At 74.9% G+C, this 18,726-nt stretch carries 20 protein-coding genes; 5 read left to right on the plus strand and 15 right to left on the minus strand.

Translation table 11 applies throughout. From position 1 onward, the window contains the following. Positions 1 to 36 precede the first annotated feature (36 nt). Positions 37 to 957, minus strand: a complete 921-nt coding sequence (locus QPK52_RS10025; RefSeq protein ID WP_410537065.1) for a LysR family transcriptional regulator — start codon at positions 955 to 957, stop codon at positions 37 to 39. 80 nt (positions 958 to 1,037) lie between these two features. On the opposite strand from QPK52_RS10025, the gene QPK52_RS10030 reads away from it, so the two are divergent. Together QPK52_RS10030 and QPK52_RS10035 are read left to right on the plus strand one after the other, a co-directional pair. Continuing rightward, positions 1,038 to 1,727 (plus strand): MOSC domain-containing protein, encoded by a 690-nt coding sequence (locus QPK52_RS10030; protein WP_410537067.1) that lies wholly within the window; start codon positions 1,038 to 1,040, stop codon positions 1,725 to 1,727. Positions 1,728 to 1,774: 47 nt separating this feature from the next. Then, complete coding sequence (locus tag QPK52_RS10035; RefSeq protein ID WP_410537069.1) at positions 1,775 to 2,545, plus strand: SDR family NAD(P)-dependent oxidoreductase; 771 nt, start codon at positions 1,775 to 1,777, stop codon at positions 2,543 to 2,545. A gap of 174 nt (positions 2,546 to 2,719) precedes the next feature. Here QPK52_RS10035 and groL read toward each other — a convergent pair whose 3' ends face one another. Further along, positions 2,720 to 4,345, minus strand: a complete 1,626-nt coding sequence (gene groL / locus QPK52_RS10040) for a chaperonin GroEL (RefSeq protein WP_410537070.1) — start codon at positions 4,343 to 4,345, stop codon at positions 2,720 to 2,722. Positions 4,346 to 4,452: 107 nt separating this feature from the next. Further along, on the minus strand, positions 4,453 to 4,764 hold the full coding sequence (gene groES, locus QPK52_RS10045; RefSeq protein WP_093660681.1) for a co-chaperone GroES: 312 nt from the start codon (positions 4,762 to 4,764) through the stop codon (positions 4,453 to 4,455). Between the two features lie 512 nt (positions 4,765 to 5,276). Between groES and QPK52_RS10050 the strand changes: the two genes are divergently transcribed. Continuing rightward, positions 5,277 to 6,488, plus strand: a complete 1,212-nt coding sequence (locus tag QPK52_RS10050) for a THUMP-like domain-containing protein (protein ID WP_410537072.1) — start codon at positions 5,277 to 5,279, stop codon at positions 6,486 to 6,488. A 226-nt stretch (positions 6,489 to 6,714) separates the two neighbouring features. Here QPK52_RS10050 and QPK52_RS10055 read toward each other — a convergent pair whose 3' ends face one another. The 4 genes from QPK52_RS10055 to tsaB are packed head-to-tail and all read right to left on the minus strand — an operon-like array spanning position 6,715 to position 9,359. Further along, positions 6,715 to 6,981: a hypothetical protein gene (locus tag QPK52_RS10055; RefSeq protein ID WP_410537073.1), complete on the minus strand. Its 267-nt coding sequence runs from the start codon at positions 6,979 to 6,981 to the stop codon at positions 6,715 to 6,717. Then, complete coding sequence (tsaD, locus tag QPK52_RS10060; RefSeq protein ID WP_410537074.1) at positions 6,978 to 8,087, minus strand: tRNA (adenosine(37)-N6)-threonylcarbamoyltransferase complex transferase subunit TsaD; 1,110 nt, start codon at positions 8,085 to 8,087, stop codon at positions 6,978 to 6,980. Before tsaD ends, QPK52_RS10055 begins: the two co-directional genes overlap by 4 nt. Next, positions 8,080 to 8,607: a ribosomal protein S18-alanine N-acetyltransferase gene (gene rimI / locus QPK52_RS10065; protein WP_410540274.1), complete on the minus strand. Its 528-nt coding sequence runs from the start codon at positions 8,605 to 8,607 to the stop codon at positions 8,080 to 8,082. The genes tsaD and rimI overlap by 8 nt, the downstream gene beginning before the upstream one ends. 44 nt (positions 8,608 to 8,651) lie before the next feature. After that, positions 8,652 to 9,359, minus strand: coding sequence for a tRNA (adenosine(37)-N6)-threonylcarbamoyltransferase complex dimerization subunit type 1 TsaB (gene tsaB / locus QPK52_RS10070; RefSeq protein ID WP_410537076.1), 708 nt, complete (start codon positions 9,357 to 9,359; stop codon positions 8,652 to 8,654). Between the two features lie 152 nt (positions 9,360 to 9,511). Here tsaB and QPK52_RS10075 point away from each other — a divergent pair, with 152 nt between their 5' ends. After that, on the plus strand, positions 9,512 to 10,105 hold the full coding sequence (locus QPK52_RS10075) for a hypothetical protein (RefSeq protein WP_410537078.1): 594 nt from the start codon (positions 9,512 to 9,514) through the stop codon (positions 10,103 to 10,105). A gap of 221 nt (positions 10,106 to 10,326) precedes the next feature. After that, positions 10,327 to 10,851 (plus strand): DUF6328 family protein, encoded by a 525-nt coding sequence (locus QPK52_RS10080; protein WP_410537080.1) that lies wholly within the window; start codon positions 10,327 to 10,329, stop codon positions 10,849 to 10,851. A 22-nt stretch (positions 10,852 to 10,873) separates the two neighbouring features. On the opposite strand, the gene QPK52_RS10085 is transcribed toward QPK52_RS10080, so the two are convergent. From QPK52_RS10085 to QPK52_RS10120, 8 genes are all read right to left on the minus strand, one after another. Then, on the minus strand, positions 10,874 to 11,086 hold the full coding sequence (locus QPK52_RS10085) for a hypothetical protein (RefSeq protein WP_410537082.1): 213 nt from the start codon (positions 11,084 to 11,086) through the stop codon (positions 10,874 to 10,876). A gap of 217 nt (positions 11,087 to 11,303) precedes the next feature. Further along, positions 11,304 to 11,816 carry a tRNA (adenosine(37)-N6)-threonylcarbamoyltransferase complex ATPase subunit type 1 TsaE gene (tsaE, locus tag QPK52_RS10090; RefSeq protein ID WP_410537084.1) on the minus strand — a complete coding sequence of 171 codons (513 nt, stop codon included), beginning with the start codon at positions 11,814 to 11,816 and terminating at the stop codon, positions 11,304 to 11,306. A gap of 4 nt (positions 11,817 to 11,820) precedes the next feature. Beyond that, the gene (locus tag QPK52_RS10095) at positions 11,821 to 13,131 is read right to left on the minus strand and encodes an alpha/beta fold hydrolase (protein WP_410537086.1); all 1,311 of its coding nucleotides are present in this window, start codon (positions 13,129 to 13,131) and stop codon (positions 11,821 to 11,823) included. A 7-nt stretch (positions 13,132 to 13,138) separates the two neighbouring features. Next, positions 13,139 to 14,326 carry an alanine racemase gene (gene alr / locus QPK52_RS10100; protein ID WP_410537088.1) on the minus strand — a complete coding sequence of 396 codons (1,188 nt, stop codon included), beginning with the start codon at positions 14,324 to 14,326 and terminating at the stop codon, positions 13,139 to 13,141. A gap of 134 nt (positions 14,327 to 14,460) precedes the next feature. Next, the gene (locus QPK52_RS10105) at positions 14,461 to 15,942 is read right to left on the minus strand and encodes an NAD(P)H-hydrate dehydratase (RefSeq protein ID WP_410537090.1); all 1,482 of its coding nucleotides are present in this window, start codon (positions 15,940 to 15,942) and stop codon (positions 14,461 to 14,463) included. 113 nt (positions 15,943 to 16,055) lie between these two features. After that, positions 16,056 to 16,424 (minus strand): holo-ACP synthase, encoded by a 369-nt coding sequence (locus tag QPK52_RS10110; protein WP_410537092.1) that lies wholly within the window; start codon positions 16,422 to 16,424, stop codon positions 16,056 to 16,058. Positions 16,425 to 16,482: 58 nt separating this feature from the next. Next, positions 16,483 to 18,330: a glutamine--fructose-6-phosphate transaminase (isomerizing) gene (gene glmS, locus QPK52_RS10115; RefSeq protein ID WP_410537094.1), complete on the minus strand. Its 1,848-nt coding sequence runs from the start codon at positions 18,328 to 18,330 to the stop codon at positions 16,483 to 16,485. A gap of 36 nt (positions 18,331 to 18,366) precedes the next feature. Further along, positions 18,367 to 18,609, minus strand: a complete 243-nt coding sequence (locus QPK52_RS10120) for a hypothetical protein (RefSeq protein ID WP_410537096.1) — start codon at positions 18,607 to 18,609, stop codon at positions 18,367 to 18,369. Positions 18,610 to 18,726 lie beyond the last annotated feature (117 nt).

Consider the following 18,726-nt stretch of genomic DNA (forward strand, 5'->3'; position numbering starts at 1 on the left):
GACGCCGGACGCGCCGGGTGCCGGACGCGGCCCGCGTCAGCGGCGGGCCGCGTCCGACAGCCGGTCGAGCATGGCGGCGACCGCAGGCACCCGGGCGAGGTCCGGCAGGGTCAGCGCCGCCACCTCGCGCCGTACCTCCGGGCTGATGCCCACCGTCCGCACGCCCCGGGGGCGTACCGACTCCACCGCCAGCCCCGGCAGCACGGCCACGCCCAGACCCGCCCCCACCAGCCCCACCACGGCCGGGTAGTCGTCGGTGGCGAAGTCGATCCGCGGCGTGAAGCCCGCGCTCTCGCACACCTCCACCAGATGGCCGCGGCAGCGCGGGCAGCCCGCGATCCAGGGCTCCCGGGCCAGCTCCGCGAGCCCCACTTCCTCCCCCGCCTCCGCCGCCCGCGCCAGGCGGTGGTCCTGCGGGACCAGGACCACCAGCCGCTCGGTCAGCAGCGGCCGCACCACCAGGTCGTCCCACTCCGGATCGCCCTCCACCGGCCCGGCGGCGTCCGGGTAGCGGTAGGCGAGGGCGATGTCGCACTCGCCCTCGCGGAGCGCCTCCACCGAACGCGGCGGCTGCGCCTCGACCAGCGACACCCGGGCGCCGGGGTGCTGCGCGCGCATCGCGGCGACGGCCGCGGGCACGATCGCGGAGCTGGCGCTGGGGAAGGACACCAACCGGACCCGGCCCGCCCGCAGCCCGGCGATGGCGGCCACCTCCTCCTCGGCGGCGGCCAGCCCGGCCAGGATGCCCGCCGCGTGCCGGACCAGCGCCTCACCGGCCTCGGTGAGCCGCGTCTCGCGGCCGGCGCGCACCAGCAGCGGGGTGCCCGCGGTCTGCTCCAGGGCCTTCATCTGCTGGCTGACGGCGGGCTGTGTGCAGCCCAGCGCGCGGGCGGCGGCCGAGAGCGAACCGGTGCGGGCCACCGCGCGCAGCACACGGAGATGGCGTGCCTCGATCACTCCCCCACCATAAGCGCCCCCGGCGCGGGACCGCGGTGTCCGTTCGCGCCCCTTGAAGGCGCCCTTCTAGTCTGCGCGGCATGCGGCTTCTCTCCGTGAACCTCGCCCGCCCCCGCTCCGTCGGCTACACCAACGCCCCGGGCGGCCTCACCGGCATCGACAAGCGCCCGGCCGACGGCCCGGTCGCCGTGACCGCCCCCGGCTCCGGCGGCGGCAGCGGACTCGCCGGGGACGTCATCGGCGACCCGCTCTTCCACGGCGGCGACGACCAGGCGGTGTACGCCTACGCCCGGGAGGACCTGGACGGCTGGGAGGAGGTCCTCGGCCGCGAACTGCCCAACGGGGTCTTCGGCGAGAACCTCACCACCGCCGGCGCCGACGTCAGCGGAGCGCTGATCGGCGAGCGCTGGCGGATCGGGCCGGACACGGTGCTGGAGGTCTCCTGCGCGCGCACCCCCTGCCGCACCTTCGCCGGCCGGCTGGGGGAGATGGGCGTCCTGCCGTCGGAGCGGGGGGCGGGGTGGATGAAGGCTTTCACTCGGGCCGCCGCGCCGGGGGCGTACCTGCGGGTGGCCGAGCCCGGCGAGATCCGCGCCGGGGACCGGATCGAGATCCTGCACCGGCCGGACCACGAGGTGACCGTCTCCCTCCTCTTCCGCGCCCTGACCACCGAGCGGTCACTGCTGCCCCGCGTCCTGGACGCCGGCGACGCGCTGGCCGCCGCCGCCCGCGAGGAGGCGCTGGAGTACACCGCGAAGTACGCCTCCTGACGCATCCGGCACGCGGCCCGTCGGCCCCGGCCGGATAGCGTGCCCGTATGACGACTGCACTGATCACAGGGGCCACGGCCGGGATCGGCGCCGCCTTCGCCCGGCGGCTGGCACGCGACGGGCACAACGTGGTGCTGGTCGCCCGGGACACCGAGCGGCTGCGGCGGCACGCCACCGAACTGCACGACCGGCACGGCGTCGAGGCGTCCATAATCACCGCCGACCTGGCCACCGACGAGGGCATCGAGGCGGTCGAGGAGCGGCTCGGCGACCGGAAGCACCCGGTGGACCTGCTGGTCAACAACGCCGGCTTCGGCAACAGGGGCCGCTATCTGGAGGTGCCGATGGCGGACGAGCTGCGCATGCTCAAGGTGCACTGCGAGGCCGTGCTGCGGCTGACCTCGGCCGCCGCGGAGAGCATGCGCGAGCGGGGCCGCGGCGGCATCGTCAACGTGGCCTCGGTGGCGGCCTTCGTGCCGCGCGGCACCTACGGCGCGTCCAAGGCGTGGGTCGTGCAGTTCACCCAGGGGGCGGCACGGGACCTGGGACCGACGGGGGTGCGGCTGATGGCGCTGTGCCCGGGTTTCGTGCGCACCGAGTTCCACCGGCGCGCGGGGATGTCGGCGGAGAGCGTGCCGGGCTGGATGTGGCTGAACGCCGACCGGGTGGTGGACGCGGCCCTGGACGACCTGGCCAGGGGGAAGACGCTGTCCGTCCCGGACCCGCGCTACAAGGCGCTGCTGGGCCTGGCCCGGCTGGCGCCGCGCGGCCTGGTCTCGCGTGCCTCCTCCACCACCGGGCGCTTCAGCCCGAGGTGACGGACGCACCGCCGCTCTTACGGCCCCTCCCCTCCGTCCCGTCCGTCCTGTCCGTCCCGTTCCCCCTCCCCCTCCTTCCCCGCTTCCGCGCGGGGACGCGACGAGGCCCGGCCCCCCTGTGCCGGGGAGCCGGGCCTCGTCGTGTCGGCGGGACGTACCGCGGTGGCCCGTGCCTCAGTGGGCGTGGCCGTGACCGCCCGCGGCGGCCTCCGGCTCCTCCTCGGCCGGCTTCTCGACGACCAGGGTCTCGGTCGTCAGCAGCAGCGACGCGATGGAGGCGGCGTTCTCCAGGGCGGAACGGGTGACCTTGACCGGGTCGATGACGCCGGCCTTGACCAGGTCGACGTACTCGCCGGTCGCGGCGTTGAAGCCGTGGCCCTTCTCCATCTCGGCGACCTTGGAGGTGATGACGTAGCCCTCCAGGCCGGCGTTCTCGGCGATCCAGCGCATCGGCTCGACCAGGGCCCGGCGGACGACCGCGACACCGGTGGCCTCGTCGCCGTCCTTGTCCAGACCGCCCTCCAGCACCTTGGAGGCGTGGACCAGCGCGGAGCCGCCACCGGAGACGATGCCCTCCTCGACCGCGGCGCGGGTCGCGGAGATGGCGTCCTCCAGACGGTGCTTCTTCTCCTTGAGCTCGACCTCGGTGGCCGCGCCCACGCGGATCACGCACACGCCGCCGGCCAGCTTCGCGAGGCGCTCCTGGAGCTTCTCGCGGTCCCAGTCGGAGTCGGTGGTCTCGATCTCGGCCTTGATCTGCGCGACGCGGGCCTGCACGCCCTCGGCCTTGCCGCCGCCGTCGACGATGGTGGTGTCGTCCTTGGTGACGGTCACGCGGCGGGCGGTGCCCAGCACGTCCAGACCGGCCTGGTCGAGCTTGAGGCCGACCTCCTCGGCGATGACGGTGGCGCCGGTCAGCGTCGCCATGTCTCCGAGCATCGCCTTGCGGCGGTCGCCGAAGCCCGGGGCCTTGACGGCCACGGCGTTGAAGGTGCCGCGGATCTTGTTGACCACCAGGGTCGACAGGGCCTCGCCCTCGACGTCCTCGGCGATGATCAGCAGCGGCTTGGAGCTGTTGGACTGGATGATCTTCTCCAGCAGGGGCAGCAGGTCCGCGATGGCGGAGATCTTGCCCTGGTGGATCAGGATGTAGGGGTCGTCGAGGACGGCCTCCATGCGCTCCTGGTCGGTGACCATGTAGGGCGACAGGTAGCCCTTGTCGAAGGCCATGCCCTCGGTGAAGTCCAGCTCCAGACCGAAGGTGTTGGACTCCTCGACGGTGATGACGCCGTCCTTGCCGACCTTGTCCATCGCCTCGGCGATCAGCTCGCCGACCTGCTTGTCCTGGGCGGACAGCGCGGCCACGGCGGCGATGTCGGACTTCTCGTCGATCGGGCGGGCGGTGGCCAGCAGGTCGTCGGAGACGGCCTTGACCGCGGCGTCGATGCCCTTCTTCAGGGCGGCCGGGGAGGCGCCGGCGGCGACGTTGCGCAGGCCCTCGCGGACCAGCGCCTGGGCCAGCACGGTGGCGGTGGTGGTGCCGTCACCCGCGATGTCGTTGGTCTTGGTCGCCACCTCCTTGACGAGCTGGGCGCCCAGGTTCTCGTACGGGTCCTCGACCTCGACCTCGCGGGCGATGGTGACACCGTCGTTGGTGATGGTCGGGGCGCCGAACTTCTTGTCGATGACGACGTTGCGGCCCTTGGGGCCGATCGTCACCTTCACGGTGTCGGCGAGCTTGTTGACACCGCGCTCGAGGGCGCGACGGGCGTCCTCGTCGAACTTCAGGATCTTCGCCATGGTTGCTTGGGTCCTCTCGGAATCCTCGTCAAAGGAGCCGCGCCCCGGCCCCGGACGTCTCGGACGCGGGTACCAGGGCGCGGATCACAGGCAGTCTTCGCGGTGGCTTACTTCTCGATGATCGCGAGAACGTCGCGCGCCGAGAGGACGAGGTACTCCTCGTTGTTGTACTTCACCTCGGTGCCGCCGTACTTGCTGTACAGCACGATGTCGCCGACCTTGACGTCGAGCGGCAGACGGTTGCCGTCCTCGAAGCGACCCGGGCCGACGGCGAGGACGGTGCCCTCCTGGGGCTTCTCCTTCGCCGTGTCCGGGATGACCAGGCCGGAGGCCGTGGTCTGCTCGGCGTCGAGCGGCTGGACCACGATGCGGTCCTCGAGCGGCTTGATGGCAACCTTGGAGCTAGTGGCGGTCGTCACGATCCGACCTCCCCCTTCGGAGATCTCAGCGGGGTTTGGATGTCTGGGGTGGCGACCTGGTAGATCCGTCGTCGCGGGTGCCGGATCTGCCCGTCGCTTGGATTGGCACTCTCCATGGGGGAGTGCCAATGCCGAGACTATGCGGGCGTTAGCACTCAGTCAACCGGAGTGCCAGCGCACGGCGCGTTGCGCGCCGGTGCGCCGGTTCGCTGACCCCGTACCGCGTCACAGGTGCCCGCCCGTCAAGGAGTACCGCCGATGACCGCAGAGCCCCTGCCCGACTGGTTCTGCCCGGCGGCTGGACCGGCTGCCGCCGGACGCACCGCGTTTCGAACTGATCGACGGAGCCCTTGTGATGGTGTCCCCGCGGACCTCGTTCCACAGCCGAGTGATGCGGAGGCCGGCCACCGGCATCCACCGCGGCAAGCTCGTCGTCCCCGTGCCCTTCCCCATGGAGATCGACCTCACCACGCTGTTCACCCGCTGAGGACGGCCGCTGCGATGATGGGCCGGTGCACGCTCCGACCGACGACGATCTCGGCGACCCCGTCTCCGTCTTCCACCGCCTGCTGACCGACGAGGGGCAGGCCCTGCTGGCGGAGCTGCGGTCCTACGACCCCGGGCGGGAGTTGGCCGTCGCCACCAGGCTGCGCCGCCGCCACCCGGCCGAGCTGGTCTCGGCGGCCATCGCCCAGGCCCGGCTGCGGCAGCGGGCGGCCGCGAAGTTCGGGGCCGGGGACGCGGCACGGATGTACTTCACCCCCGACGGCGTGGAGCAGGCCACCCGCGCCAGTGTGGCCGCGTACCGCGCCGGGCGCTTCGCCGCCCTCGGGGCGCGGCGCCTGGCCGACCTGTGCTGCGGCAACGGCGGCGACGCCATCGCGCTGGCCCGCGCCGGGATCGAGGTCCTGGCCGTCGACCGCTCCCCGCTGGCCTGCGCCGTCGCCCGCGCCAACGCCGGGGCGCTGGGCCTGTCCGACCGCATCGAGGTGCGCTGCGCGGACGTGACGGAGGTGGATACGTCCGGCTTCGACGCCGTCTTCGCCGATCCGGCCCGCCGCGGCGGGCGCGGCCGGATCTTCGACCCCGAGGCGTACTCGCCGCCGCTGTCCTGGGCGGTGGAGGCCGCCCGGCGCGCCCCGCTCGCCGCGCTGAAGGTGGCTCCCGGCATTCCGCACGAGGCGGTACCGCCGGACGCGGCGGCCGAGTGGATCTCCGACGGCGGGGACGTGAAGGAGGCCGTGCTGTGGTTCGGCGCCGCCTCGCGCGGGGCGCCCCGGGTGCGCGCCACCCTGCTGCCCGGTCCCCGCACCCTGGACTCCGGCGGCCCGGCGGGCGCCCCCGGCACCGGCCCGGTCGGCCGCTACCTCTACGAACCGGACGGCGCGGTGATCCGCGCGCACCTGGTCGCGGAGGTGGCCGCGCGGGTCGGCGGACGCCTGATCGACCCGACCATCGCCTACGTCACCTCCGACGAGCACCGTCCGACGCCGTACGCGGCCGCGTACGAGATCACCGACACCCTCCCCTTCAACGTCAAGCGGCTGAAGGCGCTGCTGCGCGAGCGCGGTGTCGGGACGCTGACGGTCAAGAAGCGCGGCTCGGCGGTCGAACCGGAGGAGCTGCGCCGGAAGGTGAAGCCGTCCGGCCCGAACGCGGCCACGGTCTTCCTCACCCGCGTCGCGGGCGCCCCGACGATGCTCCTGGGCCACCCGATCCGCTGAGAGAGCACCCGTACGGGTGACGGTCACGCGTTCCCGGGGCTCCGCCGCGATGCCGGAAGCCGCCACGTCGAGCACCGGATGCGGACGGCGCTCCCGTGCCTCCGCGGCGGCCCGCGCGATCAGCAGCGCGCCGATCCCGTGGCCGCGGGCCCGCGGGGCGGCGAGCGACGGCGGCGTGAGCCATGCCTCCGGGTGATCGGGCCGGTCGAGCGGACAGCCGTCGCGCTCATGAACCTCCCGCGGCGTCCGCGCTCTCGAAGCGCCAGCGGTGGACCGGGCGGTGGAGCAACTCCTCGGGAGGCGAGGGCAGTTCGGGGAGCTCGGCGTCGTACGGGGCGTCCCACCAGGTGATGACCAGGACCCGGTCGGCCGGGGCGGTGAACGTCTCACGGCGTAGGGGGACGGGGTCGAGGCGCCGGGCGCGGACCCACTCCAGCAGCTCGGCTCCCCGGCCGTCCGCCGCGCGGGCCTCCCACATCAGCGCGACGGTCATGAGTAGAGGTTCTCCGCGCTCGTCTCGTGCACACGGTCGTGCGTGTGGCCGTGCGCGTGCGAGGCGCCCGGTACGTGCGGTTCGGTGACCGGCAGGGAGGAGTCGGCCGGCAGGTCCCAGTCGGAGGGCGCCCGGTCGCGGGAGACCATCTCGGCGCCCAGGGCCGCGACCATCGCGCCGTTGTCGGTGCACAGCTTCGGGCGCGGCACCCGCAGGGTGATCCCGGCCGCCTCGCAGCGCGCCTCGGCCATCGCGCGCAGCCGCGAGTTGGCCGCGACGCCGCCGCCGATCATCAGGTGGTCCACACCCTCGTCCCGGCAGGCGCGTACGGCCTTGCGGGTCAGCACGTCGACGACCGCCTCCTGGAAGGACGCGGCGACATCGGCGACCGGCACCTCCTCGCCCGCGTTCCGCTTCGCCTCGATCCAGCGGGCGACGGCGGTCTTCAGACCGGAGAAGGAGAAGTCGTAGGGCGCGTCGCGCGGGCCGGTCAGCCCGCGCGGGAAGGCGATGGCGTCCGGATCGCCCTCGCGGGCGTAGCGGTCGATGACCGGTCCGCCGGGGAAGCCGAGGTTCAGCACCCGGGCGACCTTGTCGAACGCCTCGCCCGCCGCGTCGTCGATGGTGGCGCCCAGCGGGCGCACGTCGGAGGTGATGTCGGACGACAGCAGCAGCGAGGAGTGGCCGCCGGAGACCAGCAGCGCCATGGTCGGCTCGGGCAGCGCGCCGTGTTCGAGCTGGTCGACGCAGATGTGCGAGGCGAGGTGGTTGACGCCGTACAGCGGCTTGCCCAGAGCGTACGCGTACGCCTTGGCCGCGGAGACGCCCACCAGCAGCGCGCCGGCCAGGCCGGGGCCGGCGGTGACGGCGATGCCGTCCAGGTCGCCCGCGGCGACGCCGGCGTCCTTCAGGGCGCGCTCGATGGTGGGGACCATCGCCTCCAGATGGGCGCGGCTGGCGACCTCGGGCACCACCCCGCCGTACCGGGCGTGCTCGTCCACGCTGGAGGCCACCGCGTCGGCGAGCAGCGTGTGCCCGCGCACGATGCCCACGCCGGTCTCGTCGCAGGAGGTCTCGATGCCGAGGACCAGGGGTTCGTCAGCCATGGGTCGTCGTTCCTTGGTGTTCCGGTGCGGGATCCGTCGCGGGGTCGTGTGCGGGGCCGGGTGCCGGGTCCGGCGCGGGGTCGGCGGGGCGGCGCATCACGAGGGCGTCCGCGTTCCCGGGCTGGTAGTAGCCGCGGCGCAGGCCGACGGCCTCGAAGCCGAAGCGCTCGTACAGGCGCCGGGCGCGGTCGTTGTCCACCCGGACCTCCAGCAGGACCTCGCGGCACTCGAAGTCGGTCGCGGCGGTGAGCAGCGCGGTGAGCAGCCGGGCGCCCAGTCCGGTGCCCCAGTGGTCGCGGGCGGCGGCGATGGTCTGGACGTCCCCGGTGCCGCCCGCGGCGGCGAGTCCGCCGTAGCCGACGACGCGGCCCTCGCCGTTCTCGGCGACGAGGTAGCGGCGGGTGGCGTGCGGGCCGCGCGCACGGGCGAGTTCGGACCAGAACAGGGCGGGCGACCAGGCGTCGTACGGGAACAGCTCCCGTTCCAGCTCCAGCACCGCTTCGATGTCCCACCAGCGCATCTCGCGCAGGGCGACCTGCTCGCGGGCCTGCTCGGCGGGCGCGGTCACCGGGGTGTGACCACCTTGTAGTTGGCGGGCACCCTCGCGTCCGGGCGCCGCAGGTAGAGCGGAAGCGGCGGCAGGAAGCCCCCGGCCCCTCCCGCGGCCCCCCCGTCGGCCTCCTCGCCCCCGCCGGAGCCGAGCCGTTCGGCGGCCAGTGCCGCCAGCGCGGCCGCCGAGACGTGTTCGGGCAGGTCGTCGCGCACGCCGGTGAAGGTGTCCGGGTACAGCCGGGCCCCCATGCCGGCCGCGGGTACGCCGGCGACCAGCTCGGCGATGTCGGCCGGGCGGTCCACGGCCGGGTCCCCGAGGCGGGTGCGGGCGTCGGCGTAGCGCGCCCAGTACACCTCCTTGCGGCGGGCGTCGGTGGCGACGACGAAGGGGCCCTCCACTCCGGCCGCCCCGGCGGCGTAGGCGATGCCGTCCAGCGTGCACAGGCCGTGGACGGGGATGCCGCGGGCGGCCCCGAAGGTCGTCGCCGTCATCAGGCCGACCCGCAGGCCGGTGTACGGGCCGGGGCCGACGCCGACGACGATGCCGGTCACGTCGCCGAGCGAGGCGCCCGCCTCGGCCAGGACGCGGTCGACGGCCGGGAGCAGCAGTTCGCCGTGGCGGCGGGCGTCCACCTCGTCGGCGGCTGCGAGGGTCCTCGTCCCGTCGTGCAGGGCGACGGTGACGGCGGGGGTTGCGGTATCCAGAGCGAGCAGGAGCACGCTCTCAGCCTACGGCGCGCCGCGGACCGCCGGTGCCCGCCCGCAGCACGGCGCCCACTACCGACTGCTACCGTCGGGCTTACGATCACACCGGTCTTCCAGGGCTCCGAGGACCGGCGGGGAAGCGGCGAGTACCGGAGGCGGGCGAGACGGTGGCACGGAACAGCGCGGGTACGTTCGTGGCCGGGCTGACCGCGGCGGCACTGGCCGCCGTCGGCTTCCTGGCCTACCAGGCCTCCGCCGCGCAGGACCGGCGCGGCCCCGCCGACGACCGCGGGGCCGCCGCGTCGGCCTCCCCGTCCTCCGGCGCCGCGGAGAAGGGCCGTGAGGACCGCGAGAAGCCCGAGGACCGGGAAGAGGCCGCGCTGCCGGCCGGCTCCGGTGCCGGCGAGCGCGTCGTGTACTCCCTGCGCGGCGACCGGGTCTGGCTGGTGGGCGCGAACGAGCAGGTCACCCGGACCTACCGAGTCGTCCCCGGTGCGGTGGACCCGCTGCCGGGCGAGTACACCGTGAGCGAGAGCGGCCGTACCGAGCGCGTCACCGGTTCCGACGGGGTGCCCGTCGCCCATGTGGTGCTGTTCACACAGGTGGAGGGGGTCGTGGTGGGCTTCAGCGCCGCCGTGGACGGCTCGCTGCCCGAGGGGCCGCCGAAGGAGGGCACGGGCGGCATCCGCTCCAGGGCCGCGGACGGCGAGGCGATGTGGCGGTTCGCCACGGCGGGCACGAAGGTCGTCGTCGTTCCCTGAGTCCTGCGCCCATGGCCCCGGGCCCCGGGCCCGCGCCCCCCTGATCCCGGGAACCCCCGGCTCCGGGGGAGCTCCGAGGGGCTCCGGAGGGCGGAGGCCCGCACCGGCCCGCCGAAGCCCCGCCCACGTTTGCCCCCTCCTCTTTCGAACAGATGGTGAACAAGCGGACGGGCACCGGAGAGACCGCAGAAGGGGGCGGCGGGATGGCGCTGGGAACGGACATGGCACCGGACAGGGACGGCGGCGGTCAGGTGGTCCGGGAGGAGTACCGGGAGACCGAGAAGGAGCGGGCCGACCGGCGGTGGACGGAACTCCTGCAGGAGGTCAGGGTCGCCCAGATGGGCATCCAGATCCTGCTCGGTTTCCTGCTGAGCGTCGCCTTCACCGAGCGGTTCACCGATCTGGGAGCAGTGGACCGCAACATCTACGTCGTCACCGTCGTCCTCGGCTCGGCCGCGACCGGCACCCTGATCGCCCCGGTGGCACTGCACCGCTTCGTCACCGGGCACCGGATGAAGCCCCAGACGGTGGAGTGGGCCTCCCGCCTCACCATCACCGGGCTGATCCTGCTGCTGTGCACGGTCACCTGCGCCCTGCTGCTGATCCTGCGCGTGGTGCTGCACGACGGCCTGGCCTGGTGGATAGTCGGCGCGCTGTTCATGTGGTTCGTGGGCGCCTGGTTCCTGCTGCCGGCCTGGGCCCGGCGTGTCGGCCCGCGGCAGGGGGAGCAGAAGGGGCGCGCGTAGCCCCTGCCACCCGTACGGGCCCTCAGGCCGCCTCGGCCCGGGGGCCCTCGTCGTCCGGGCGTCCTTCGAGCGCGGTACGGCGCTCGGGGGCCGGCGGTGTGGAGATCGCGTCGGCCGCGGCGCACGAGGCCAGCAGATCGCGCATCGGCACCGCTCCGGCGCCCGGCGGGCGCCCGGGCGCTCCGGCGCGCGCTTCCTCGGCGGTCGTCCCGGACTCTCGTTCCTCGGCCTCCATGGGTCCTCCCGTGGCTCATGGGGCGGGAGTGGTAAGGCGTACCTAACCACCCTCTCCGGCCTCCATGTGAACACGCCGGAGGCACCGCGCGCAACATCTTGCCGACACGGTGTCGGAACCCGGGCCCTGCCCGGTACGCGCCGCGTGCCGTGCCGTGCGGGGGTGCGGGTACGGGCGGGGGTGCGGGTGCGGGTGCGGTCCGTGCGGGCTCCGGCCCCTACCCGTTCTCCCCCGGCTCCGCGAGGACGGACAGGTCCTGGTCCGCCCAGCGCCCGCCGACGCCGGTCACCGTCACCGTCCGCGCGTCCTCCCCGGAGCCGTCCCCCGCTCCGTCCCCCGCTCCGTCCTCGGCGCCGCCGGCCGTCTCCGACCCCACCGAGCGCTCGATGACCACGTGCAGCCTGTCCTCCGACAGCTCCTCGACCTTCCCCTCGCCCCACTCCACGACCACCACCGACTCCGGCAGCGAGACGTCGAGGTCCAGGTCCTCCATCTCCTCCAGGCCGCCGCCGAGCCGGTAGGCGTCCACGTGCACCAGCGGGGGGCCGTCGCCGAGCGGGGGGTGGACCCGGGCGATGACGAAGGTGGGCGAGGTGACCGCGCCGCGCACGTCCAGCCCCTCGCCCAGCCCGCGGGTGAGGGTGGTCTTGCCCGCGCCCAGCTCACCGGTGAGCAGGACGAGGTCGCCGGGCAGCAGCAGCCGGGCCAGACGCCGGCCCAGCTCCCGCATCCGGTCAGGGGTCGCGACGCGGATCCTCGCGGTCCGCCCGGGGTTCCGGGAGTCCCCGGTCTCCCGGGGACTCGGGGTCTCCCGGGGACTCGGGGTCTCCCGGGGACTCGGGGTCTCCTGGGGACCCGGGGGGTTCTGCCGGCTCTCCGGAACGGCCCCGGGGGTGGCCCCCGCGGCCCGGTGGTGCGGTGTGTCCATGTGGGTGGATGGTACGCGTCAGCAGTTCGGCCAGGCGGTCGTTGACCGCCTCGGGGTGCTCCAGCATCACCAGGTGCCCCGCCCCCTCCACGACCACCAGGTCCGCGTGCGGCAGCGCCCCGGCCATCGCCTCGCTGTGCTCGCGCGGGGTGAGCAGATCGCGGTCGCCGGTGAGGATCAGCGCGGGCCGGCCCTCCTCGAAGGCGGCCAGCGCGGCCGTCTTGTCGTGCTCGGCGAAGGCGGGGTAGAAGTCGGCGACGACGTCGACCGGGACCGACTCGATCAGCCGTTCCGCGAAGCGCGCCACCCCCGGGTCGACGTCGCGGGTGCCGAACGAGTACCGCTTGACCAGCCCCGTGAAGAGGTCGGCGGTCGCCCGCCGCCCCCGCTCGACCAGATCGGCCCGCGCGGCCAGCGTCCTGAGCACCCCCGGCGCCATCCGCCGCAGCGCCCGGGCCCCGGCGGCGGGCAGCCCGTAGGTCACCTCCGTGAGGTTGCCCGCCGAGGTGCCCAGCAGGGCCACCGCGGCGACGCGCTCGGCGACGTACCCGGGGTGCTGGTGGGCGAGCGCCATCATCGTCATCCCGCCCATCGAGTGGCCGACGAGGACGACCGGCCCGGTGGGGACGGCGGCGTCGAGCACCGCCTTCAGATCGCGTCCGAGCCGGTCGATGGTGACCGTCTCGCCCGCCCGCCCGCGCCCGGAGCGGCCGTGGCCGCGCTGGTCCCAGTAGACGGCGCGCAGGGCGGGGGTGGGGGGCGCGGTGGGCTCGGCGCCGCGCAGGGCGGCGCGCTGGAAGTGCCAGACGTCCTGGGCGAGGCAGTAGCCGTGGCTGAAGACGACCGTGGGCGCGCCCTCGGGTATTCCGCCCTCCGGTTCGTCGGCCTCGTAGTACAGCTCGGTGCCGTCGTCGGCCACGGCCCGGCCGGGGGTGCCGCGCAGCGAGCCGTACGGACCGGCCGTGTCCAGGGCCAGGCGCGCCCTGCGGCGCACCGCCCGGTGCACGGTCAGCCGCTCGACGGCCACTCCCGCGGCCACTGTGGCCGCGGTCAGTCCGAGCACCGCGCCGGCCACTCCCGCGCGGCGCGCCCACCCCCTGCCGCCCACGTCCGTCATGCCTGCGTCATGCTTCCGCGTTCAGGTGGACGCGCGGCACCCGGGCGCCGACCCGGGTCACGATCTCGTACCCGATGGTGCCCACCGCGCGCGCCCAGTCCTCAGCCGTCGGCTCACCCGCGTCGCCCGGCCCGAACAGGACCGCCTCGTCGCCCTCCGCGGCCGTGTCGCCGCCCAGGTCCACCACGAACTGGTCCATGGCCACCCGGCCGGCGACCGTCCGCCACTTGCCCGCCACCAGTACCGGTCCGCTCCCCGAGGCGTGCCGGGGGACGCCGTCGGCGTAGCCGGCCGGGACCAGTGCCAGGGTGGTCTCGCCGGGGGTGGTGTAGTGGTGGCCGTAGCTCACCCCGTGTCCGGCGGGCACCCGCTTGACCAGGGCGAGACGGGCGCGCAGGGTCATCACCGGCCGCAGTCCGAAGTCCGCCGGCACTCCGACCTCGGGCGAGGGCGAGAGCCCGTAGACCGACACTCCGGTGCGGACCAGGTCGAAGTGCGCCTCGGGAAGGGTGAGGGCGGCGGGCGAGTTGGCGATGTGCCGCACCTCCGGGTCGAGCCCGGCGCGGGCCGCGGTGGCCAGGGCCTCCCGGAAGACGGCGAGCTGGGCGGCGATGGAGGGGTGGCCGGGCTCGTCGGCGCAGGCGAAGTGCGACCACACCCCGGCGACCCGCACCGTGCCCTCGGTCTCGGCGGCGCGGGCCGCGGCGGTCAGCGCCTCCCAGCCGGCGGGCGGGCAGCCGCTCCGGCCCAGCCCGGTGTCGATCTTCAGGTGGACGCGGGCGGTACGGCCGCAGGCGCGGGCGGCGGCGGTGATCTCCCGCAGCGCCCACGGGTCGCTCGCCGACACGTCGACGTCCGCCTCGATCGCCTCGCGCCAGGGCCCGCCGGGCGTCCACAGCCAGCACAGCAGCCGGCCCCGGTCCCCGGCGGCGCGCAGCGCCAGCGCCTCCTCGGGGGTGGCCGTCCCCAGCCAGCCCGCGCCCGCCTGCCGCGCGGCGCGGGCGCAGGGGATCATGCCGTGGCCGTACGCGTCGGCCTTGACCACGGCCATCAGCTCGGCCCCGGCCGCGCGCTCGCGCAGGGCGCGGACGTTGGCGCGCAGCGCGGCCAGGTCGATCTCGGCCCCGATCCGGTGCAGGCCGGGGCGGGGCCGCGCTGCCGCGCGAGGGGCGGAGGGCTCACTTGCGACGTCCATCGCCCCCAGTGTCTCAGGTCCCCTTCCCGCCGCCGCCCCGCCCGTCCGGCGTGTGCGGCCCGCTCCCGGCGAGGCGCCGGGCGCCCGGGCCGGCCACCGTTCACCGCCGCGAGACCGGGGGCGCCTCCGGCGCCTCAGGTGTCCGAGACGTCCCGCCAGGCCGGGCGCAGTGCCTCGGCCACGTCGAGCGCACTGGTCAGCGGTGCCGCGCGGCGGCCCGCCAGGCCGTGGACGTAGGAGCCCGCCACCGCCGCGTCCACGGGCGCCAGACCGCAGGCGAGCAGCGAGCCGGCCAGCCCGGAGAGCACGTCGCCGCTCCCGGCCGTCGCCAGCCAGCCGGTGCCGGTGGGGTTGACCCGCAGCGGGCCGTCCCCGCCGGGCGGGGCGACCACCGTGGTCGAGCCCTTGAGCAGCACCGCCGCCCCGTACCGCCGCGCCAGCTCCCGCGCCGAGGCCAGCCGTGCCGACTCCACCTCCGCGCGTCCGATGCCCAGCAGGGCCGCGGCCTCACCGGCGTGCGGGGTGAGCAGGACGGGGGCCGTGCGCCCCCGCAGCCGCCCGGCGTCCACCAGCCGCAGCCCGTCGGCGTCCACCAGCACCGGTACGTCCGAGGCCAGCGCCTCGCGCACGCTCTCACGCGCCTCGTCCCCGTCGCCGAGCCCCGGCCCGACGACCCACGCCTGCACCCGGCCCGCCTGCGAGGGCGGGCCGGAGGAGACCAGCGTCTCGGGGAAGCGGGCGATCACCGCTTCGGCCGCGGGTCCGGCGTAGCGCACGGCGCCCGCGCCGCCGCGCAGCGCCCCAGCCACCGCCAGCACCGCCGCGCCCGGGTAGCGGGCGGAGCCGGCCGCGACGCCGACCACGCCGCGCCGGTACTTGTCGCTCTCGGCCGACGGGCGGGGCAGCAGGGCGGCCACATCCGCGTGCTGCGCGGCGCGCACCACCGGCTCGGCCGCCTCCAGATACGGGCCCAGGCCGATGTCGACCAGCCGCAGCGCCCCGGCGTGCTCGCGCGCGGGGTCGACCAGCAGGCCCGGCTTGTACGCCCCGAAGGTCACCGTCGCCGCCGCCCGCACCGCCACACCGCGCACCTCGCCGGTGTCGGCGTCCACGCCGCTGGGCAGGTCCACGGCGACGACGGGCACCCCGGCCGCCACGACGGCGTCGGTGATCTCCACCGCGTCCGGCCGCAGGCCTCCCCGGCCGCCGATGCCGACGATGCCGTCCACCACCAGATCGGCCCGCCGCAGAAGCGCGGGCACGTCGGCGGGCACGCCCTCCAGCACGGTGTGGGCGGTGGGGGACGCGACGGCCCGGCCTCCGGCCGCCCGCAGCGCGGCGAGCCCGCCGGCGTGGACCCTCTCCGGGCTGAGCAGTACGGCGGTCACCCCGGCGCCGCGCCGGGCCAGGTACGCCCCGGCGAAGAGCGCGTCCCCTCCGTTGTCGCCGCTGCCCACCAGCAGGACGATCCGGGTGCCGTAGACGCGCCCGAGCATCCCGGCGCAGGCGGCGGCCAGCCCGGCGGCGGCGCGCCGCATCAGCGTCCCGGCGGGCAGGCGCGCCATCAGCTCCCGCTCGGCGGCCCGTACGGTCTGCACGCTGTAGGCATCTCTCATGCCCTCAGTGTGACCGCCCGCCGCCGGGCCCACCCGGGAACCGGCCGCCCTTCGGCGGCCGGTTCCCGGCGATCGGTCCCCGGTGGCCTGCCCCGGCGTTCTGCCTCCCGCGATCAGCCCTCGGCGATCACGACGGCCGTCGCCACCCCCGCGTCATGGCTGAGGGAGACGTGCCAGCGGCGCACGCCCAGTTCGGCGGCGCGGGCGGCGACGGTGCCGGTCACCCGCAGCAGCGGCTGCCCGTGCTCGGAGGCGTGCACCTCCGCGTCCGTCCACACCAGTCCGCCGGGCGCGCCCAGCGCCTTGGCCAGGGCCTCCTTGGCGGCGAACCGCGCCGCCAGGGAGGCCACCGAGCGCCGCTCCCCGCCGGGCAGGGTCTGCTCGGCGGGGGTGAACAGCCGCTCGGCCATGGCGGGGGTGCGGGCCAGCGCGCCGGCGAAGCGGTCGATCGAGGTGACGTCGATTCCCACCCCGACGATCATCCGCGTCCCCCCGCCCGCCGGGCGCACCCGCTGCGCGCCGTCCGACCGCTGCGCGGGTTCACTCCACCGTCACCGACTTGGCCAGGTTGCGCGGCTGGTCCACCTCGTTGCCGCGGGCCGTGGCCAGCTCGCAGGCGAAGACCTGCAGCGGCACGGTGGCCACCAGCGGCTGGAGCAGGGTGGGCGTGGCGGGGATGCGCACCAGGTGGTCGGCGTACGGCACGACCGTCTCGTCGCCCTCCTCGGCGATGACGATGGTCCGCGCGCCCCGGGCCCGGATCTCCTGGATGTTGGAGACGATCTTGTCGTGCAGCACGGAACGGCCGCGCGGCGACGGTACGACCACCACCACCGGCAGGTCCTCCTCGATCAGCGCGATCGGGCCGTGCTTGAGCTCACCGGCCGCGAAGCCCTCGGCGTGCATGTACGCCAGCTCCTTGAGCTTGAGCGCGCCCTCCAGGGCGACGGGGAAGCCCACATGGCGGCCGAGGAAGAGCACGGTGTCCTTGTCGGCCAGGGAGCGGGCCAGCTCCCGCACCGGCTCCATGGTGGCCAGGACCTTCTCGACCTCCGTGGAGATCTGCGACAGCTCCCGGATCACCGAGTGGATCTCGTCGCCCCACTTGGTGCCGCGCACCTGGCCCAGGTAGAGGGCGACGAGGTAGCAGGCGACCAGCTGGGTCAGGAACGCCTTGGTGGAGGCGACCGCGACCTCGGGCCCGGCGTGGGTGTAGAGCACCGCGTCGGACTCGCGCGGGATCGTGGAGCCGTTGGTGTTGCAGATGGCCAGCACCTTGGCGCCCTGCTCACGGGCGTGGCGCAGCGCCATCAGGGTGTCCATGGTCTCGCCGGACTGGCTGATGGCGATGACGAGCGTGCGCTGGTCCAGGATCGGGTCCCGGTAGCGGAACTCGCTGGCCAGCTCGGTCTCGCAGGGGATGCGCGTCCAGTGCTCGATGGCGTACTTGGCGATCATCCCGGCGTGGTAGGCCGTGCCGCACGCCACGATGACGACCTTGTTCACCTCGCGCAGCACGTGGTCGGGGATGCGCACCTCGTCCAGGGCCAGCCGGCCGGCCTCGTCGATGCGGCCCAGGAGGGTGTCGGCGACCGCCTTGGGCTGCTCGGCGATCTCCTTGAGCATGAAGTAGTCGTAGCCGCCCTTCTCGGCGGCCGAGGCGTCCCAGTCCACGTGGTAGGCGCGGGTGTCGGCGGGGGCGCCGTCGAAGTCGGTGACCGTCACCCGGTCCCGCTTCAGCTCCACGACCTGGTCCTGGCCCAGCTCGATGGCCTCGCGGGTGTGGGCGATGAACGCGGCGACGTCGGAGGCGAGGAAGTTCTCGCCCTCGCCGACACCGACCACCAGCGGCGAGTTCCGCCGGGCGCCGACGACGGTGTCGGGCTCGTCGGCGTGGACGGCGACGAGGGTGAAGGCACCCTCCAGCCGGCGGCACACCTGGCGCATGGCCTCGGCCAGGTCGCCGCAGGAGGAGAAGTTCTCGGCGAGCAGGTGGGCCACGACCTCGGTGTCGGTCTCGGAGGCCAGCTCGTGGCCGCGCTCGGCCAGTTCGGCGCGGAGCGCGGCGAAGTTCTCGATGATGCCGTTGTGGACGACCGCGACCCGCCCGGAGTTGTCCAGGTGCGGGTGCGCGTTGGCGTCGGTCGGTCCGCCGTGGGTGGCCCACCGGGTGTGGCCGATGCCGGTGGCGCCGGCCGGCAGCGGGCGCTCGTCCAGCAGCTTGCCGAGGTTGCCCAGCTTCCCGGCCTTCTTCGCGGCGGCCAGCCCGCCGTCGGCGAGGACGGCAACGCCCGCCGAGTCATAACCGCGGTACTCCAACCGCTTCAGTCCCGCGATGACGACGTCGAGGGCGGACTGCCCTCCTACATAACCAACGATTCCGCACATGCGATGCAGCCTAAGGGCAGTCGGGGGCGGGAAGTGTCAGCGCCCTCGCCCTATTCGTCCGACCGCCCGCTTGACGATCTCCAGGTACTCCGCCTCCTCGCACCCCGGCCTGCCGCCCGGCCGGTAGGTGTCCAGCACGTCGTCCGGGTGCTCTCCCAGGTCCTCTTCGGGCAGCTCGTCCAGGAGTTCCTCCCACGCCCGGGCGTCGCACGCCTCGGCGGAGGTCCGCACGGTGAAGCGGCGCCGCGCTGTGCGGGAGCGCCGGAACGGCAACGGCATACGGATCCCCTCCGGACCGGTGGTACGCGGCCCCGCCGGAGCGGGCAGGAGCCCGCGCGGCGGGTGCACACACATGGAGCAAGCGTGCGAATGCGGTCAACGTATCCGCGCCGGACC

Origin of the sequence: Streptomyces sp. KL2, from assembly GCF_046529545.1 — a bacterium.
Classification (GTDB): domain Bacteria; phylum Actinomycetota; class Actinomycetes; order Streptomycetales; family Streptomycetaceae; genus Streptomyces; species Streptomyces radiopugnans.